Source organism: Mycobacterium sp. SMC-18 (assembly GCF_045310895.1).
Taxonomy (GTDB): Bacteria; Actinomycetota; Actinomycetes; order Mycobacteriales; family Mycobacteriaceae; genus Mycobacterium.
Map to the genome: position 1 here is coordinate 12,050 of NZ_JBJIAL010000042.1, position 15,876 is coordinate 27,925.

The following is a 15,876-nucleotide window of genomic DNA, read 5'->3' on the forward strand; positions in this document are numbered from 1 at the left end:
AGGGAACTCAGGCAGGTTTGAGCCAGAGCGCCGACAGTGGCGGGAGGACCAGGACGGCGGAGGCGGGACGGCCGTGCCAAGGTTCGTCGGTGGCCTCGACCGCGCCCATGTTGCCCGCGCCGGCGCCGTGATAGACGGTCGCGTCGGTGTTCAGCAGCTCCTGCCACGTCCCGGCGTGCGGCAGGCCCAGCCGGTACTGCGAGTGCTCGCTGCCGGAGAAGTTGAAGACGCAGGCGATCGCCGACCCGTCGTCACCGAACCGCAGGAAGCTCAGCACGTTGCTGTTGGAGTCGTTGGCATCGATCCAGGAGTAGCCCTCGGGGCTGCTGTCGCGGGACCACAGCGCGCGGTTGTCCCGGTAGATGCCGTTGATGTCCCGCACCAGCTGCTGCACGCCGGTGGAGAAGCTGTGCTCGCCGAGCTGGAACCAGTCGAGCCCGCGTTCCTCGGACCATTCGGCGCGCTGGCCGAATTCCTGTCCCATGAACAGCAATTGCTTGCCCGGGTGCGCCCACTGGTAGGCCAGCAGCTGACGGAGGCCGGCCGCCTTGGCGTGGTCGCCGCCGGGCATCCGGGTCCACAGTGTGCCCTTGCCGTGCACGACTTCGTCGTGGCTGACCGGTAGGACGTAGTGCTCGCTGTAGGCGTACAGCATCGAGAACGTCATCTCGTGGTGGTGGTAGCTGCGGTGCACCGGGTCGTGGCTGATGTAGTCCAGGGTGTCGTTCATCCACCCCATGTTCCACTTCATCGAGAAGCCAAGGCCGCCAAGGTTTGTCGGGCGGGTGACGCCGGGCCACGAGGTGGATTCCTCGGCGATGGTGACGATGCCGGGAACCAGCTTGTGGACGGTGGCGTTCATCTCCTGCAGGAACTGCACCGCCTCCAGGTTCTCCCGGCCGCCGTAGATGTTGGGAGTCCAACCACCTTCGGGGCGCGAGTAGTCCAGGTACAGCATGGAGGCGACGGCGTCGACGCGGAGACCGTCGACGTGGAACTCCTCGAGCCAGTACAGCGCGTTGGCGACCAGGAAGTTGCGGACTTCGTTGCGGCCGAAGTCGAAAACGTAGGTGCCCCAGTCGAGTTGCTCGCCACGGCGGGGGTCGGCGTGTTCGTACAGCGGCGTGCCGTCGAAACGGCCCAGCGCCCACGAGTCCTTGGGGAAGTGCGCCGGCACCCAGTCGACGATGACGCCGATGCCGGCCTGGTGCAGCGTGTCGACCAGATAGCGGAAGTCGTCGGGAGTGCCGAGCCGTGACGTCGGCGCGTAGTACGACGTCACCTGATATCCCCAGGACCCGCCGAACGGGTGCTCGGCCACGGGGAGCAGCTCGACGTGTGTGAAGCCCTGCGCCACCACGTATTCGGTGAGCTCGACGGCCAGTTCGCGGTAGCTCAGCCCCGGCCGCCAGGACATCAGGTGCACCTCGTAGGTGCTCATGGGCTCGAAGATCGGATTGAGCTCGGCCCGGGCGGCCATCCAGGCGTCGTCCTGCCAGACATGGGAGCTGACAAAGGTTTTCGATGCGGTGAGCGGCGGCACCTCGGTGCTGAAGGCCATCGGGTCGGCGCGATCACTGACGGCGCCGTTGCCGCCGTGGATCCGGAACTTGTAGAGGCTGCCGACTTCGAATCCGGGCCAGAACAGTTCCCACACCCCGGAGGAGCCGAGTGCCCGCATCGGGGCCTCGCTGCCGTCCCAATGATTGAAGTCGCCGATCAGGTTGACGCCCTTGGCGTTCGGCGCCCACACCGCGAACGAGAAGCCCTCCACCACGCCGTCGGGTGTCTTGAACGAACGAGGCTGTGCGCCAAGGATTTCCCACAGCCGCTCGTGCCGGCCCTCGGCCAGCAGGTGCAGGTCCATGTCGCCGAGCGTCGGCAGGAAGCGGTACGGGTCGGCCGTCGTGTGCACGACGTCGCCGGAGTACTCGACCTCGAACCGGTAGTCGGCCAGGTTGTCGAACGGCACTTCGACCGCGAACAGGCCGCCCTCGATGGCTTCCATCGGGTACCGCTTCTTGCCGATCAGCGCCGTGACCCCGAGAGCGTGCGGCCGCAGCGCCCGGATGACCGTGCTCTTGCCGTACTCGTGCGCGCCCAGGATGGAATGCGGATCGTGGTGCTCGCCGGCCAGCAGCCGGGCCACGTCGGCGGCGGGTGGTCGGAGCTGGCTCGTCACGGTTGTCTCCGCAGGAGAGTCAGCCGCTTGTCGTACGGGATTTGCGGCATGTTCAGTATGTGCGCTACCGCTTTGCTCGGGTCTAGTCGCACGTAATTTGCTGCGCCCCATTGATATTCCTCACCGGTGATCTCGTCTCGTACCCAGAACCGGTCGTGGTCCTCCATGCCGAGGGCACCCATGTCCAGCCAGAGCGTTGCCTGCTCCGGGCCGAATGGGTTCAGCGTCAGCACAACGAGGACGGTGTCGCCGGTAACGGGGTCGAACTTGCTGTATGCCAACAACGCATCGTTGTCGACGTGATGGAACTTGATGGTCCGTAATTGGCTCAGTGCCGGATGCACGCGCCGAATCTCGTTGAGCCGCGTCAGCAGCGGCTCCAGGGACCGACCGCCGGCGAGCGCCGCCTCGAAGTCCCGTGGCCGCAGCTGGTACTTCTCGGAGTCCAGGTACTCCTCGCTGCCCTCGCGCACGGCCTGGTGCTCGAACAGTTCGTAGCCGGAGTAGACGCCCCACGACGAACTCAGCGTGGCCGCCAGCACCGCGCGGATCGCGAACATCCCCGGGCCGCCATGCTGCAGGCTGGCATGCAGGATGTCGGGGGTGTTGACGAACAGGTTGGGCCGGTAGAAGTCGGCGTACTTGGCGATCTCCTGGCCGAACTCGGTGATCTCCCACTTGGCGGTGCGCCATGTGAAGTACGTATACGACTGCGTGAAGCCCAGTTTCGCGAGTCCGTAGAGCCGCGCCGGGCGGGTGAATGCCTCCGACAGGAACAGTACGTCCGGATCGATGTTCTTGGCCTGGCCGATGAGCCAGGCCCAGAAGTTCGCGGGCTTGGTGTGCGGGTTGTCGACCCGGAAGATCTTGACGCCGTGCGACATCCAGAACTTGACGACGCGCAGCACCTCGTCATAGAGGCCCGCCGGGTCGTTGTCGAAGTTCAGCGGATAGATGTCCTGGTACTTCTTCGGCGGATTCTCGGCGTACGCGATGGTGCCGTCGGGCAACACGGTGAACCACTCGGGATGGTCCTTGGCCCACGGGTGATCCGGCGCGCATTGCAGCGCCAGGTCGAGCGCCACCTCGAGCCCGTTTTCGCGGGCCGCGGCGACCATGTCGTCGAACTCGTCGATGGTGCCAAGGTCCGGGTGCACCGCGTCGTGCCCGCCCTCGTCACTGCCGATGGCCCACGGGGAGCCGACGTCGCCGGGCGCGGCGGTCACGTTGTTGTTCGGGCCCTTGCGGTGCACCTTGCCGATCGGGTGGACCGGGGGCAGGTACAGGACGTCGAAACCCATTGCGGCAACGCGCGGGATGGCCTTCGCGGTTGTGGAGAACGTGCCGTGCACCGGCCTGCCGTCGGCATCCCAGCCGCCGGTGGACCGGGGGAAGAGCTCGTACCAGGCGCTGAACCGGGCCCGGGGCCTGTCGACCCAGATGCCGTATTGCTCTCCGCGCGTGACCAATTCGCGCAACGGGTACTTGCGCAGCAGGTCTGTCACGTCCGGCGCCAGCGCCGCGCCGGCACGGATGTACGGGTCGCCCGGTTCCCGGAGCCGCCGCGCGGCGGCGAGCAGCGGGGCGCGGTCGTCCTGGGGGACGGCCGTGGCGGCGCGCTCCAGCAGGCCCGCGCCGACCAACAGGTCGTTCGACAGCTCGGCCTCGCTCTGGCCGGCGTCGAGTTTGGCGGTGATGGCGTGCCGCCAGGTCGCGATGGGGTCGCCCCAGCCGTCGACGCGGTACGTCCACAGCCCGACGCTGTCCGGCGTGAACTGACCGTGGAAGACGTCGGGCGTGAAGCCCGGGGCCATGGGCAGCCGGGTCGGCTTGACCTTGGCCCGCGGCGGGGCGGGCGTCGGCGTCGCACCCGGCGGGGTCTCGGCGAGCTGCGGGTAGAGGGGGCCGTGGTAGCGCACCACCAGCGTTGCGGCGACAGCGTCGTGGCCTTCGCGCCACACGGTCGCGCTGATCGGAACCACTTCGCCGACCACGGCCTTGGCGGGGTATCGGCCTGCGGACACCACTGGTGCGACGTCGTCGATCTCGATCCGACCGGCCACCAAATCACTCCTTACCCGGGACTACGGGATTACCCATACCCACCGTAGTAGTCCGTGACACTTGAAGGGCAGTGACCAGTTGGATGGGCAGTTGGGCTGTCACCGAACTGACCCTGCACGTGGAAAAAATGTCAGTAAGGTTGGCTCGTGTGAAAGCCCTTCGCCGGTTCACCGTCCGTGCCCACCTGCCCGAACGTCTCGCCGCCCTGGAGCGCCTGTCCATCAACCTGCGCTGGTCCTGGCACACGCCGACTCAGGAGCTGTTCGCGGAGATCGATCCGGTGCTGTGGGAACAGGTCGGCGCCGACCCGGTGGCGTTGCTGGGGGCGGTCAGTCCCGCGCGTCTGGACGAACTGGCGGCAGACGACGACTTCGTCGGCCGGGTGAACCACCGGGCCGCGGATCTGGACAGCTATCTGACCCGGCCGCTGTGGTACCAGGAGCAGGCCGACCTCGCTGAGGACGGCGGCCCCGCGATGCCGAAGGGCATCGCGTACTTCTCCATGGAGTTCGGCGTGGCCGAGGTGCTGCCGAACTACTCGGGCGGTCTGGGCATCCTCGCCGGCGACCACCTCAAGTCGGCGTCGGATCTCGGCCTGCCGCTGATCGCGGTGGGGCTGTACTACCGGTCCGGTTACTTCAAGCAGTCACTGACGGCCGACGGCTGGCAGAACGAGAACTACCCGTCGTTCGATCCGCAGGGCCTGCCGCTGCGGCTGCTGACCGGGGCCGACGGCCAGCCGGTGCTGGTGTCGCTGAACCTGCCGGAATCACAGGTGCTGCGGGCCCGCGTGTGGGTCGCGCAGGTCGGGCGAGTTCCGTTGCTGCTGCTCGATTCCGACATCCCGGAGAACGAGCACGAGCTCCGTTCGGTGACCGACCGCCTGTACGGCGGCGACCAGGAACACCGGATCAAGCAGGAGCTGCTCGCCGGCATCGGCGGCATCCGCGCGATCCGGGCGTTCACCGAGATCGAGGGCATCGAGGCGCCCGAGGTCTACCACATGAACGAAGGCCACGCGGGTTTCCTTGGCGTGGAACGCATTCGGGAATACATCAGCGGGTCGGGGCTGGATTTCGAGACCGCGCTGGCGGTGGTCCGGTCGTCGACGGTGTTCACCACGCACACCCCGGTGCCGGCCGGTATCGACCGGTTCCCGGTGGAGATGGTCCGACGCTATTTCGACGACACCGTCGCTTCGCCGCTGCTGCCCGAGGTGCCGTTGTACCGGGTGGTCGCGTTCGGCGCCGAGGACGACCCGGACAAATTCAACATGGCGCACATGGGCTTACGGCTCGCCCAGCGGGCCAACGGGGTCTCGCTGCTGCACGGCCGGGTCAGCCGCGGCATGTTCAACGAACTGTGGCCCGGCTTTGACCAGGCCGAGGTACCGATCGGCTCCATCACCAACGGCGTGCACGCGCCCACCTGGGCCGCGCCGCAATGGCTCGAGCTGGGCCGCGAGTTGGTCGGCGTAGAGGGCATGACGGCCGTCGACCAGGCCGCCGGGGAGCCCCAGCTGTGGCAGCGGTTGCACGACGTCGATCCCGGTCACCTGTGGTGGATCCGGTCCCAGTTGCGCGAGTTGCTCATCGCCGATGTGCGGGCCCGGCTGCGGCGGTCATGGCTCGAACGCGGTGCCACCGAGGCCGAACTGGGCTGGATCGCAAAGGCTTTCGATCCTTCGGTCCTGACCATCGGCTTCGCCCGCCGGGTGCCGACCTACAAGCGGCTGACGTTGATGTTGCGTGATCCGGAGCGGCTGGAACAGCTGCTGCTCGATGAGCAGCGGCCGGTGCAGTTGATCGTCGCCGGTAAGTCGCATCCGGCCGACGACGGCGGCAAGGCGCTGATCCAGCAGGTGGTGAAGTTCGCGGACCGGCCCGAGGTGCGGCACCGGATCGCCTTCCTGCCCGACTACGACATGTCGATGGCACGGCTGCTGTACTGGGGTTGTGATGTGTGGCTCAACAACCCGCTGCGTCCGTTGGAGGCGTGTGGCACGTCGGGCATGAAGAGTGCGCTCAACGGCGGGCTGAACCTGTCGATTCGTGACGGCTGGTGGGATGAGTGGTATGACGGCGAAAACGGTTGGGAAATCCCGACTGCCGACGGCGTCACCGATGAGGCTCGTCGCGACGACCTGGAGGCCGCGGCGCTGTACGACCTGATGCAGAACTCGGTGGCGCCGAAGTTCTACGAGCGCAATGAGCACGGCGTCCCGACGCGGTGGGTCGAGATGGTGCGGCACACGCTGCAGTCGCTGGGACCGAAGGTGCTGGCGTCGCGCATGGTGCGCGACTACACCGAGAAGTACTACGGCCCTGCGGCACAGTCGTTCCGGCGAACCGTAGAGCCGATCGACGGTGTGCCGTTCGGCGCGGCCCGCTCGCTGGCGGCCTATCGCCAGCGGGTGACCGAGGCCTGGCCGAAGATTCAGATCACCGAGGTGGACAGCTACGGTCTGCCGGATACGCCTCTGCTGGGTTCCGAGTTGTCGTTGACCGCCACCGTCCAGTTGGCCGGGTTGCGCACCGATGAGGTTGTGGTGCAAGCGGTTCTGGGCCGTGTCGACGCCGGTGACCAGTTGGTGGAGCCGGTGACCGTGCCGATGGCGCACACGGGTTCCGGTGAGGGCGGCGTCGAGGTGTTCTCGGCGACCATCCCGCTGCCGGTGGCCGGCCCCGTCGGATACACCGTTCGAGTGTTGCCGCACAACGCATTACTGGCCGCCGACAACGAGCTCGGGCTGGTCACGCTGGCGTGAGCGCACTGACTGTTGCGGTCGATGGCGGACCGTACGGGCTGGCGGCCGGCCCGGATGGCGCGATGTGGGTGACGTTGGTGTCAGCGGGTGCGGTGGCCCGGATCGATGCCGGGGGCGAGGTGCGGCGGTTCGACGTCGGTACCGACAGCCGGCCGATGCAGATCTGCGCGGGACCCGACGGAGCCGTGTGGTTCACGTGCTCGGGCACTGACCGGCTGGGCCGGATCGCCGGTGACGGTGCTCTGTCGTTCGTCGAATTGGACACGGGCAGTGCACCGTTCGGCATCACCGTCGGGCCCGACGATGCGGTGTGGTTCACCGCGATGGACGCGGGGACCGTCGGCCGGGTGGACGCCGCCGGCACGGTCGAGCTGGTAGCCGCGCCCGGCGGGATGCCGTCGATGATCACTGCAGGTGGTGACGGCGCGCTGTGGTTCACGTTGAATCAGAAATCCGCGATCGGCCGAGTGACGGTTGCCGGCAAGCTCTCGACACGGCCGACGCCGACACCGTCGGCAGGGCCCGTCGGCATCTGCGCGACCCACGATGATGCGGTGTGGTTCACCGCAATCGGAGCGGACAAGCTGGGCCGCATCCCGCTGAACGACGCCATCCAGGAGCTGGATCTGCCGGGCAAGCCGCACGCGGTGGTCGCCGATGTCGCCGACGGGGTGTGGGCGAGCCTGTGGGGCGCGGACGCGATCGCGCGGGTCAGTGCCGACGGCGAGGTCGCCACGTTCGACCTGCCGCCCGGCAGCGAGCCGCACGGGTTGGCCGTCGATCGTGATGGCGCGCTGTGGGTGGCGCTGGAGTCCGGTTTCGTGGTGCGGTTGCCCGTCTAGGCGGGTGCTCGCGCGATGGTCCTGTCGAACTCGATGTGGTGGCCCTGAAGCCACATCATCGAGCGGCCACCGTCTTTCGCCGCCTGCTGGAACATCACCGGCAGGATCAGGTCACGTAGGAACCGCCCCACCGGGCCCGCGGCCTTGCTGTTGGCCGAGCGGTGCCCGTGACGGACGATCTTCTCGACCCGGCGCCGGCGCAGCGACTCGAACGTCGTGAATGCCGTTGGGATATCAGGGCAATCGCGCAGGCACTGCGCGAGAATCACGGCGTCCTCGACGGACATCGACGCGCCCTGCCCGGCCGATGGTGCGGTGGCGTGGGCGGCGTCGCCGATGATGATCTGGTTGCGGTGGTTGTGCCAGCGTTTCACCACCGGCAGGTCGTACGTGGCCCACCCCACCATCGGCCCGGGCGCGGCGTCGACGATGTCGTGCGCCGGCCCGACATCGCCGGACATCAACTGGTGCAGCCAGTTTCGCCAGTCGGCGTCGGTCATGTCGGACAGTGCGCCGCGTTCCGGCTCGCGGGCCATCGGCGGATTGGCGAACCAGACGGTGCCGCCGTCCGGGGTGGGAAACCAGGCGAAGAAGCAGCGCGTGCCGAACTGCATCCGGAATTCTCGCGGCGGGACGTCGACGGTGAAGCCTGGGATGTAGCCGCCGACATTGAGCACCGGCACGTAGCGCGGCGCCCGCGCCGCCGGATCGATCACGCGGCGCACCGCGGAGTGGATGCCGTCGCATCCGATGAGCAGATCACCGGTGGCGCTGCTGCCGTCGGCGAAGCGAGCCTCGACGCGGCCGTCGGAAACCGTTGTCGCGGAGACGAACTCCTTGCCGTAGCTGTATCGGGCGCCGCGTGCCGCGGCCAGGGTGTTGAGTTCGCGGTACAGGTCGGCGCGGCGCATCATGACCGACAGTTGCCCGTCCGGGCGCTGGGCGGCCATCGGGATGCGGCCCAGTTGCTTGCCGGTGCCGGTGAGGAAGCTGATGGTGTCGTTCGGGTAGCCCAGGTTCTCGAGCGGGCCGGCCGCATCGACGGCACGCAGCGCGTCCATGCCATTGGCCTGAAAGTTCAGCCAGGCACCGCGCAGGTCGGCGCCGGAGGGGGAGCGTTCGTAGACGTGGGCGTCGATGCCCACCCGTTGCAGTGCGATGGCCAGCACCGGCCCGGCGACTCCGGCGCCGATGATGAGTGCTTCGGTCATGCGTCTTCCTCGGTTGGTGCCCAGATGTCTTGACAATCAGATAGCTTGATTGTCAAGCAATAGAATGAAAGGTGGATCGCTCGATTGTCAAGCGAAAATCCGGTGGCCGACCGGTTGGGCGCGGCGGTGCAGGGCTACCAGGCCGCGGTCGACGACTTCGACCGCGAGGTCGCGCGCCTGCTCGGTGTCAACGCAACAGACGCGCGGTGCCTGGAGATTCTGATCCAGGAAGCCGCTGGTGTCACCCCGCGCGAGCTGGCCGACCGGTTGGGCCTCACGACCGGCAGCGCCACGACGATGCTCGACCGCCTGGAGAAGGTCGGCTACGTCACGCGCTCCGCGCACCCCAGTGACCGGCGCAAGCTCCTGGTCCACGCCACTGCCACCGCGCGGGCGCGGGCCTTCGAGCTGATCGACCCGCTCGTGGACGACGGCCGGCGGATTCTGCTGAGCCGCTACAGTGGCGCGCAGCTCGAGTTGATCACCGAATTCCTCACGCGGGCAGCGGAATTGCAGCGCGAGCACGTCATGCGGTTGCGGGGGATGTGAGGCTGGGCGCCGGGCTACGAGCTCGGGCGTGTCGGCGCTGTCTGGGACATGTCGCGCCTGGACCCGTCAGCATGTGCTGACAGTGTCACCACATGCTGACGATGTCAGCCATTGCTGACAGGTCCAGGCGCGACATGGTGAGGAGAGAGGTCCCGCGGGCGGAAGTGGTTCGACAGTAAGCCGGGGCTCGTTGACCGTGTTCGCGTCAGCCGCGGCTCGACGCCAGCGTCGGACGGGAACCCCGTCAGCTCGACGCAGCCAACCGCTCCAGAGCGCTGCGTACCCGGACGGGGTCGGTGGTCGACCAGTACGGCGGCAGCGACGACTGCAGGAACCCGCCGTAGCGGGCCGTCGCCATGCGGGAGTCCAGGATGGCGATGACGCCGCGGTCGTTGACGCTACGTAGCAACCGCCCGGCACCCTGCGCCAACAGCAGCGCCGCGTGCGATGCCGCCACGGCCATGAAGCCATTGCCGCCGCGGGCCGCGATGGCCCGCTGCCGCGCCGTCAGCAGCGGATCGTCGGGGCGGGGGAACGGAATTCGGTCGATGATCACCAGAGACAGTGACGGTCCCGGCACGTCGACGCCCTGCCACAACGACAGCGTGCCGAACAACGAGGTCTCGGCGTCGTCGGTGAAGCGGCGCACCAGGGTTGACGTCGAGTCGTCGCCCTGGCAGAGCACGGGGGTGTCGAGGCGCTCGCGCATGATCTCGGCGGCGGCCTTGGCGGCCCGCATCGACGAGAACAGTCCGAGGGTGCGGCCGCCGGCGGCGGTGATCAGTTCGTAGATCTCGTCGAGCTGTTCCTGTGGAGCGGCGTCGCGGCCCGGCGGCGGCAGGTGCTTGGCGACGTAGAGAATGCCCGACTTGGCATGGGAGAAGGGCGATCCCACGTCCATGCCCTTCCACTTCGGTGGCGTCGCGGTACTGTCCTCGGGCACCGACAGGCCCCACGCCCGGGCCATCGACTCGAAGCGTCCACCGATGGTGAGCGTCGCGGACGTCAGCACCGCGGTCACTTCACCGAACAACCGGCCGCGCAGCAGCCCCGCCACCGACAACGGAGCCACGCGCAGGATGTATCGCACTGAGCCCCTGGACTCGTCGCGATCCAGCCACACCACGTCGTAGCGGTCGGGTATGGCCGGCACGAACGAGTCGATGATGCGCGACGCGGTGTCGCTCAGATCGGTCAGTGCGGTGACGGCCTCGCTGCGCGCGGCCGCCGCGGTGGGATCGGACGGCGCGGTGTCGATCGCCATCTTCACTTTGTCGGTCGCATCGCGGACCACCGTCAGGTACGTGGCCAGCTCGTCGTCGAGCACGTCGATGCGGCCCGGTTCCATGTCGTGGATGGCCGAACCCAAGGTGGCGATGGCGGCCTCGAGGCGTTCTGCCAGTTCGGGTTCCACCAACCGGGCGGCCCGCCGGTGCGCCACCGCCATGGACGTGGCGGACAGCTCGCCGGTGGCCACGCTGGTCACGCGGTCCACCAGTTCGTGGGCCTCGTCGACCACCAGCAGCTGGTGCTCGGGCAGGACGTTGACCTCGGAGATGGCGTCGATGGCCAGCAGTGCGTGGTTGGTGACGATGACGTCGACCGCCCCGGCCTTCGCACGGGCCTTCTCGGCGAAACAGTCTGTGCCGTAAGGGCACCGGGTGGCGCCGATGCATTCGCGCGCGCCGACGCTGACCTGTGACCAGGCCCGGTCCAGCACGCCCGGCATCACCTCGTCGCGGTCACCGCTCTCGGTGTCCGACGACCACTCGATGAGCCGCTTGACGTCGCGGCCCAATGCCGAGGCGGCGACGGGGTTGAACAGTTCCTCCTGGGGGAGCTCCTCCTCGACGGAGGCACCGCTGTGAACCTTGTTGAGGCATAGGTAATTTCCGCGGCCTTTGAGCAACGCGAACTCGGGACGGCGGGGCAGGTGCGGCGCCAGGGCATCGGCCAGGCGGGGCAGGTCGCGGTCCACCAACTGGCGTTGCAGCGCTATGGTCGCCGTCGACACCACCACCGGCTGATTCGATGCCACGGCGTGCGCGATCGACGGGACCAGGTACGCCAACGACTTTCCGGTACCGGTCCCGGCCTGGACGGCGAGGTGCTCGCCCTTGTCGAAGGCGTTGCCCACGGCCTTGGCCATCTCGATCTGGCCGCTGCGTTCGGCGCCGCCGAGGGCGGATACCGCGATGGACAGCAGCGCGGCAACGTCGGTCGTCACGCGCCCACCAGTCGGGTGGGGATGGCGGGCTCGCCGGCGGACAGCTTGAGTCCGTCCCAGGGCAGGCTGTGCAGGCCGGCCGCGACGCGCGCGCGGGCGTCGTCCAGCGACGAGTCGTACACGACCGAACCCGAACGGACCAGCGGCACCGTCAGCACCCGGCCGTCCTCCGAGGGAACCGCGTCGGCGGGGTGCACCACTTCCTCGACGATGGTTCCGGACTCCTTCGCCAGCCGCAGGGCCGCCTTGCGGCCGCCGTGAGATTCCTTGTGGCTGCTGCGTTTTGCCACGGGCATGCCGTCGACCTCGACCAGTTTGTAGACCATCGATGCGGTCGGCGCGCCGGAGCCGGTGACCACGGACGTACCCACGCCGTAGACGTCGACGGGTGCGGCGGCCAGGCCGGCGATCGAGTACTCGTCGAGGTCGCCGGACACCACGATGCGGGTCTTGGTCGCGCCCAAGCCGTCGAGCTGGTCGCGCACCTGGCGGGCCATGACGCCCAGGTCGCCGGAGTCGATGCGCACCGCGCCGAGCTCGGGCCCGGCCACGGCGACGGCGTTGGCCACACCCTGGGTGATGTCGTAGGTGTCCACCAGCAGCGTGGTCCCGACGCCCAGCGCGTCGACCTGGGCGCGGAACGCGGCAACCTCGTCGGGGCCGCTCGTCGCGGTGTGCACGAGGGTGAAGGCGTGCGCGCTGGTGCCCCGCGCGGGGACACCGTAGGTCCGCTGTGCCTCCAGGTTCGACGACGCGAAGAACCCGGAGATGTACGCGGCCCGCGCGGCCGCGACGGCCGCCTGCTCGTGCGTGCGCCGCGAGCCCATCTCGATGAGCGGCCGGCCGCTGGAGGCACTGACCATGCGGGCCGCGGCCGAGGCGATCGCGGTGTCGTGATTGAAGATCGACAGCACCAGGGTCTCGAGGATCACGCACTCGGCGAACGTGCCGTGGATCGACAGCACGGGAGAATCGGGAAAGTACAGCTCACCTTCGGGGTAGCCGTCGATGTCGCCGCGGAACTCATAGTCGGCCAGCCAGCGCAGCGTCTCGGCATCCAGGAAGTCCAGTGACGCCAGCGCGGCGTCGTCGAACCGGAAGTCGGCGAGGGCCGAGAGGAACCGCGCGGTCCCGGCGACCACGCCGTAACGGCGCCCGAAGGGCAGCCGCCTGGCAAACACTTCGAACGACGCGCGGCGATGCGCGGTGCCGTCGCGCAGGGCGGCAGCGAGCATGGTGAGCTCGTATTTGTCGGTCAGCAACGCGGCGGTCACAGACCTCACCGTACTGGTTCTGCGAGCGGCAACCACCCGGCTATTCTGGGCTCATGGTTCTCGGTGCCAGCTCGTCGACGGTAGTCGCGCGGACGAGCCCGGCGACTGATGTCGAAGAGGTGGCCGGCCTGGACAGTCCGTGGGTGACCATCGTCTGGGACGACCCGGTGAATTTGATGACCTACGTGACGTACGTCTTCCAGAAGCTGTTCGGTTACAGCGAGGTGCGTGCCACCGAGTTGATGATGCAGGTGCACACCGAGGGCAAGGCCGTCGTCTCGGCGGGCAGCCGGGAGTCGATGGAGGTCGACGTCACCAAACTGCACGCAGCCGGACTGTGGGCAACCATGCAGCAGGACCACTGAGCGGTGCGCAAGTGGAAGCGGGTCAACACGTCGTCGGGCGTGCGAATCAAGTCTGGTCTGGAAGCTCACGAGGTCACGATGTTGCGCAACCTGGTCGGCTCGCTGATCGAGATGCTCGACGATCGCGAATCCTCCTCACCGCGTGACGAACTCGCCGAGCTGACGGGCATGAAGATCGGGCCGTCGCAGGCGCCCGACGACGACACCATGCGCCGGCTGCTGCCGGACTTCTACCACGATCCCGCCAAGCACCCGGACGGCCGCGCTGCCGGTGAGAGCCTCAACGGTGCACTGCGCAGCCTGCACGAGCCCACCATCGTCGACGCCAAACGGCAAGCTGCCCAACGGCTTCTGGATTCCCTGCCGGACCCAGCCGGAAAATTCGAGCTCACCGAGGAGCAGGCCGAGGCCTGGGCGGCCGCGATCAACGATGTCCGTCTGGCTCTCGGCGCCATGCTGGACATCGGACCCGATGGGCCACAACGGCTTTCGCCGGACCATCCGATGGCGGGGCATCTGGAGGTGTACCAGTGGCTGACGTATCTGCAGGAGTACCTGGTGCTGAGCCTGCTGGACGAGCGGTGACAGGCTCCATCACCGACGTCGTCGGCATCCTCGTCGGCAATCACGACCGCATCGAAGACGCCACCCTGGGCGGCGGCTGGGCCACCGGCACCACCGTCGTCCTCGCTCCGCCAGGGACCATCGGGGCGGTCGACGTGCGTGGGGGAGCGCCCGGCACCCGCGAGACCGACCTGCTCGACCCGTCCAACAGCGTGCAGCACGTCGACGCGATCGTCCTCACCGGCGGCAGCGCCTTCGGGCTCGCCGCCGCCGACGGCGTCATGACGTGGCTCGAGGAGCACGACCGCGGGGTGAAGATGCCCGGCGGTCGGGTGCCCATCGTGCCAGGGGCGGTGATCTTCGATCTGCCCGTCGGCGCGTGGGCGAAACGGCCGACGGCGGAGTTCGGCTACGCAGCCGTCGCCAACGCCGGCACCGACGTGCGCACCGGCAACGCGGGCGCGGGCGCGGGTGCACGGGCCGGGGCGCTCAAGGGTGGTCTCGGCACGGCGTCGGTGACGCTCGACAACGGCGTCACCGTCGGCGCGCTCGTCATCGTCAATGCGGCGGGCCACGTCGTCGACCCGCAGACCGGCCTGCCCTGGGCGGCCGACCAGATCGCGCGTTTCGGGCTACAGCCTCCGCCGTCCGACCAGATCGAGGCGTACCGCATCCGCGTGAAGGACCCGAAGCCGCTCAACACGACCATCGCCGTCGTCGCGACCGACGCCGCCCTCAGCCCGGCCGGATGCAAGAAGGTGGCCGTCGCCGCGCACAACGGCCTCGCCCACACCATCCGTCCGGCGCACACCGCCGTCGACGGTGACACCGTCTTCGCGCTCGCGACCGGGCGGGTCCGCATCGAGCCGGACCCCGCGACGCCGGAACAGATGAACCCGGAGACGCGACTCATCTCCGAGATCGGGGCGGCCGCCGCCGACGCGCTCGCGACCGCCGTGATGGTCGGCGTGCTGGCCGCCGAGTCGATCGCCGATATCCCGACCTACCGCGGCCTGCTGCCGGGAGCCTTCGGATAAGGCGCCGCGCCGGTAACCTGGCTCTATGACGCCAGCGAGTAGCGGAGCGGAGCGCGCATGACGTACGACCTGTCGCCCACGTCGTCGAAGCCGAAGCCGCCTGCGCCGTGGAAGGTCGGCGGCGTCACGATCATCAGCTTCGTCGCGCTGCTGTGGCTCATCGAGGGCTGGGACGCGCTGCACAACCAGGAGCTGAATCAGGACGGCATCCGGCCGCTGGAGACCGACGGGCTCTGGGGCATCTTGTGGGCGCCGCTGCTGCACGCCGACTGGGCGCACCTGATCGCGAACACCGGCCCGGCTCTGGTGCTCGGGTTCCTGGTGACGCTTGCGGGCATGGGCCGCTTCCTCGGGGCGACGCTGATCATCTGGATTCTCGGTGGCTTCGGCACCTGGCTGATCGGCAACATCGGTGCGCCGCGCGGTGTGGAGTCCGTCCACATCGGGGCGTCCGGGCTGATTTTCGGATGGCTGACGTTCCTCATCGTGTTCGGGTTCTTCACGCGGCACGCGTGGCAGATCGTCGTCGGCATCATCGTGTTGTTCGTGTACGGGGGTGTGCTGTGGGGCGCGCTGCCGGGGACATTCGGCGTGTCGTGGCAGGGCCATCTGTGCGGTGGCATCGCGGGCGTGTTCGCCGCGTATTTGCTGAGCAGTCCGGAAAGGGAAGCGCGCGAACGGCGTAAGGGTTCAGCTCTGCCGTCGATTCCGACGTAATTTGCTGAATTTCGAATTCGCCGCACGCGGTGTTGCCGGAAGCGTGACCGGTATCGCTTTCGGGACCAATCGAGAAA

General features: G+C 68.3%; 12 protein-coding genes. 7 read left to right on the plus strand and 5 right to left on the minus strand.

The window, feature by feature from the left end:
- Positions 1 to 7: 7 nt before the first annotated feature.
- A complete protein-coding gene (glgB, locus tag ACJH6J_RS25175) occupies positions 8 to 2,182 on the minus strand; it encodes a 1,4-alpha-glucan branching protein GlgB (RefSeq protein ID WP_406802736.1) in 2,175 nt (724 codons plus the stop codon).
- Positions 2,179 to 4,245, minus strand: coding sequence for an alpha-1,4-glucan--maltose-1-phosphate maltosyltransferase (locus ACJH6J_RS25180; RefSeq protein WP_406802735.1), 2,067 nt, complete (start codon positions 4,243 to 4,245; stop codon positions 2,179 to 2,181). Before ACJH6J_RS25180 ends, glgB begins: the two co-directional genes overlap by 4 nt.
- A 149-nt stretch (positions 4,246 to 4,394) precedes the next feature.
- Here ACJH6J_RS25180 and glgP point away from each other — a divergent pair, with 149 nt between their 5' ends.
- Together glgP and ACJH6J_RS25190 are read left to right on the plus strand one after the other, a co-directional pair.
- Entirely contained in the window at positions 4,395 to 7,013 is a 2,619-nt protein-coding gene (glgP, locus tag ACJH6J_RS25185; protein ID WP_406804707.1) for an alpha-glucan family phosphorylase, read from the plus strand.
- Positions 7,010 to 7,855: a virginiamycin B lyase gene (locus tag ACJH6J_RS25190; RefSeq protein WP_318987102.1), complete on the plus strand. Its 846-nt coding sequence runs from the start codon at positions 7,010 to 7,012 to the stop codon at positions 7,853 to 7,855. Before glgP ends, ACJH6J_RS25190 begins: the two co-directional genes overlap by 4 nt.
- On the opposite strand, the gene ACJH6J_RS25195 is transcribed toward ACJH6J_RS25190, so the two are convergent.
- Positions 7,852 to 9,066, minus strand: coding sequence for an NAD(P)/FAD-dependent oxidoreductase (locus ACJH6J_RS25195; RefSeq protein WP_318987103.1), 1,215 nt, complete (start codon positions 9,064 to 9,066; stop codon positions 7,852 to 7,854). The two genes, ACJH6J_RS25190 and ACJH6J_RS25195, sit on opposite strands and share 4 nt — an antisense overlap.
- Before the next feature lie 102 nt (positions 9,067 to 9,168).
- On the opposite strand from ACJH6J_RS25195, the gene ACJH6J_RS25200 reads away from it, so the two are divergent.
- Positions 9,169 to 9,615 (plus strand): MarR family transcriptional regulator, encoded by a 447-nt coding sequence (locus ACJH6J_RS25200; protein WP_318987104.1) that lies wholly within the window; start codon positions 9,169 to 9,171, stop codon positions 9,613 to 9,615.
- A 244-nt stretch (positions 9,616 to 9,859) separates the two neighbouring features.
- Here the strand turns inward: ACJH6J_RS25200 and ACJH6J_RS25205 are convergent, their stop codons facing one another.
- Together ACJH6J_RS25205 and ACJH6J_RS25210 are read right to left on the minus strand one after the other, a co-directional pair.
- Positions 9,860 to 11,842, minus strand: coding sequence for an ATP-dependent DNA helicase (locus ACJH6J_RS25205; RefSeq protein WP_212812477.1), 1,983 nt, complete (start codon positions 11,840 to 11,842; stop codon positions 9,860 to 9,862).
- Positions 11,839 to 13,116 carry a nicotinate phosphoribosyltransferase gene (locus ACJH6J_RS25210; protein WP_406784746.1) on the minus strand — a complete coding sequence of 426 codons (1,278 nt, stop codon included), beginning with the start codon at positions 13,114 to 13,116 and terminating at the stop codon, positions 11,839 to 11,841. Before ACJH6J_RS25210 ends, ACJH6J_RS25205 begins: the two co-directional genes overlap by 4 nt.
- A gap of 53 nt (positions 13,117 to 13,169) precedes the next feature.
- Between ACJH6J_RS25210 and clpS the strand changes: the two genes are divergently transcribed.
- Genes clpS through ACJH6J_RS25230 form a run of 4 tightly spaced genes read left to right on the plus strand, consistent with a single transcriptional unit; the run spans position 13,170 to position 15,799 of the window.
- Complete coding sequence (clpS, locus tag ACJH6J_RS25215; protein ID WP_029119224.1) at positions 13,170 to 13,481, plus strand: ATP-dependent Clp protease adapter ClpS; 312 nt, start codon at positions 13,170 to 13,172, stop codon at positions 13,479 to 13,481.
- Positions 13,482 to 13,484: 3 nt separating this feature from the next.
- On the plus strand, positions 13,485 to 14,066 hold the full coding sequence (locus tag ACJH6J_RS25220) for a DUF2017 domain-containing protein (RefSeq protein ID WP_318987106.1): 582 nt from the start codon (positions 13,485 to 13,487) through the stop codon (positions 14,064 to 14,066).
- Positions 14,063 to 15,082: a P1 family peptidase gene (locus tag ACJH6J_RS25225; protein WP_318987107.1), complete on the plus strand. Its 1,020-nt coding sequence runs from the start codon at positions 14,063 to 14,065 to the stop codon at positions 15,080 to 15,082. Before ACJH6J_RS25220 ends, ACJH6J_RS25225 begins: the two co-directional genes overlap by 4 nt.
- A gap of 57 nt (positions 15,083 to 15,139) precedes the next feature.
- Positions 15,140 to 15,799 carry a rhomboid family intramembrane serine protease gene (locus tag ACJH6J_RS25230; RefSeq protein WP_318987108.1) on the plus strand — a complete coding sequence of 220 codons (660 nt, stop codon included), beginning with the start codon at positions 15,140 to 15,142 and terminating at the stop codon, positions 15,797 to 15,799.
- Positions 15,800 to 15,876: the final 77 nt, after the last annotated feature.

What these genes read in the sequence shown, in the direction of transcription:
- clpS (WP_029119224.1), top strand. Translation starts at nt 13,170, where the DNA reads ATGGTTCTCGGTGCCAGCTCGTCGACGGTAGTCGCGCGGACGAGCCCG.
- ACJH6J_RS25230 (WP_318987108.1), top strand. Translation starts at nt 15,140, where the DNA reads ATGACGTACGACCTGTCGCCCACGTCGTCGAAGCCGAAGCCGCCTGCG.
- ACJH6J_RS25195 (WP_318987103.1), bottom strand. Translation starts at nt 9,066, where the DNA reads ATGACCGAAGCACTCATCATCGGCGCCGGAGTCGCCGGGCCGGTGCTG.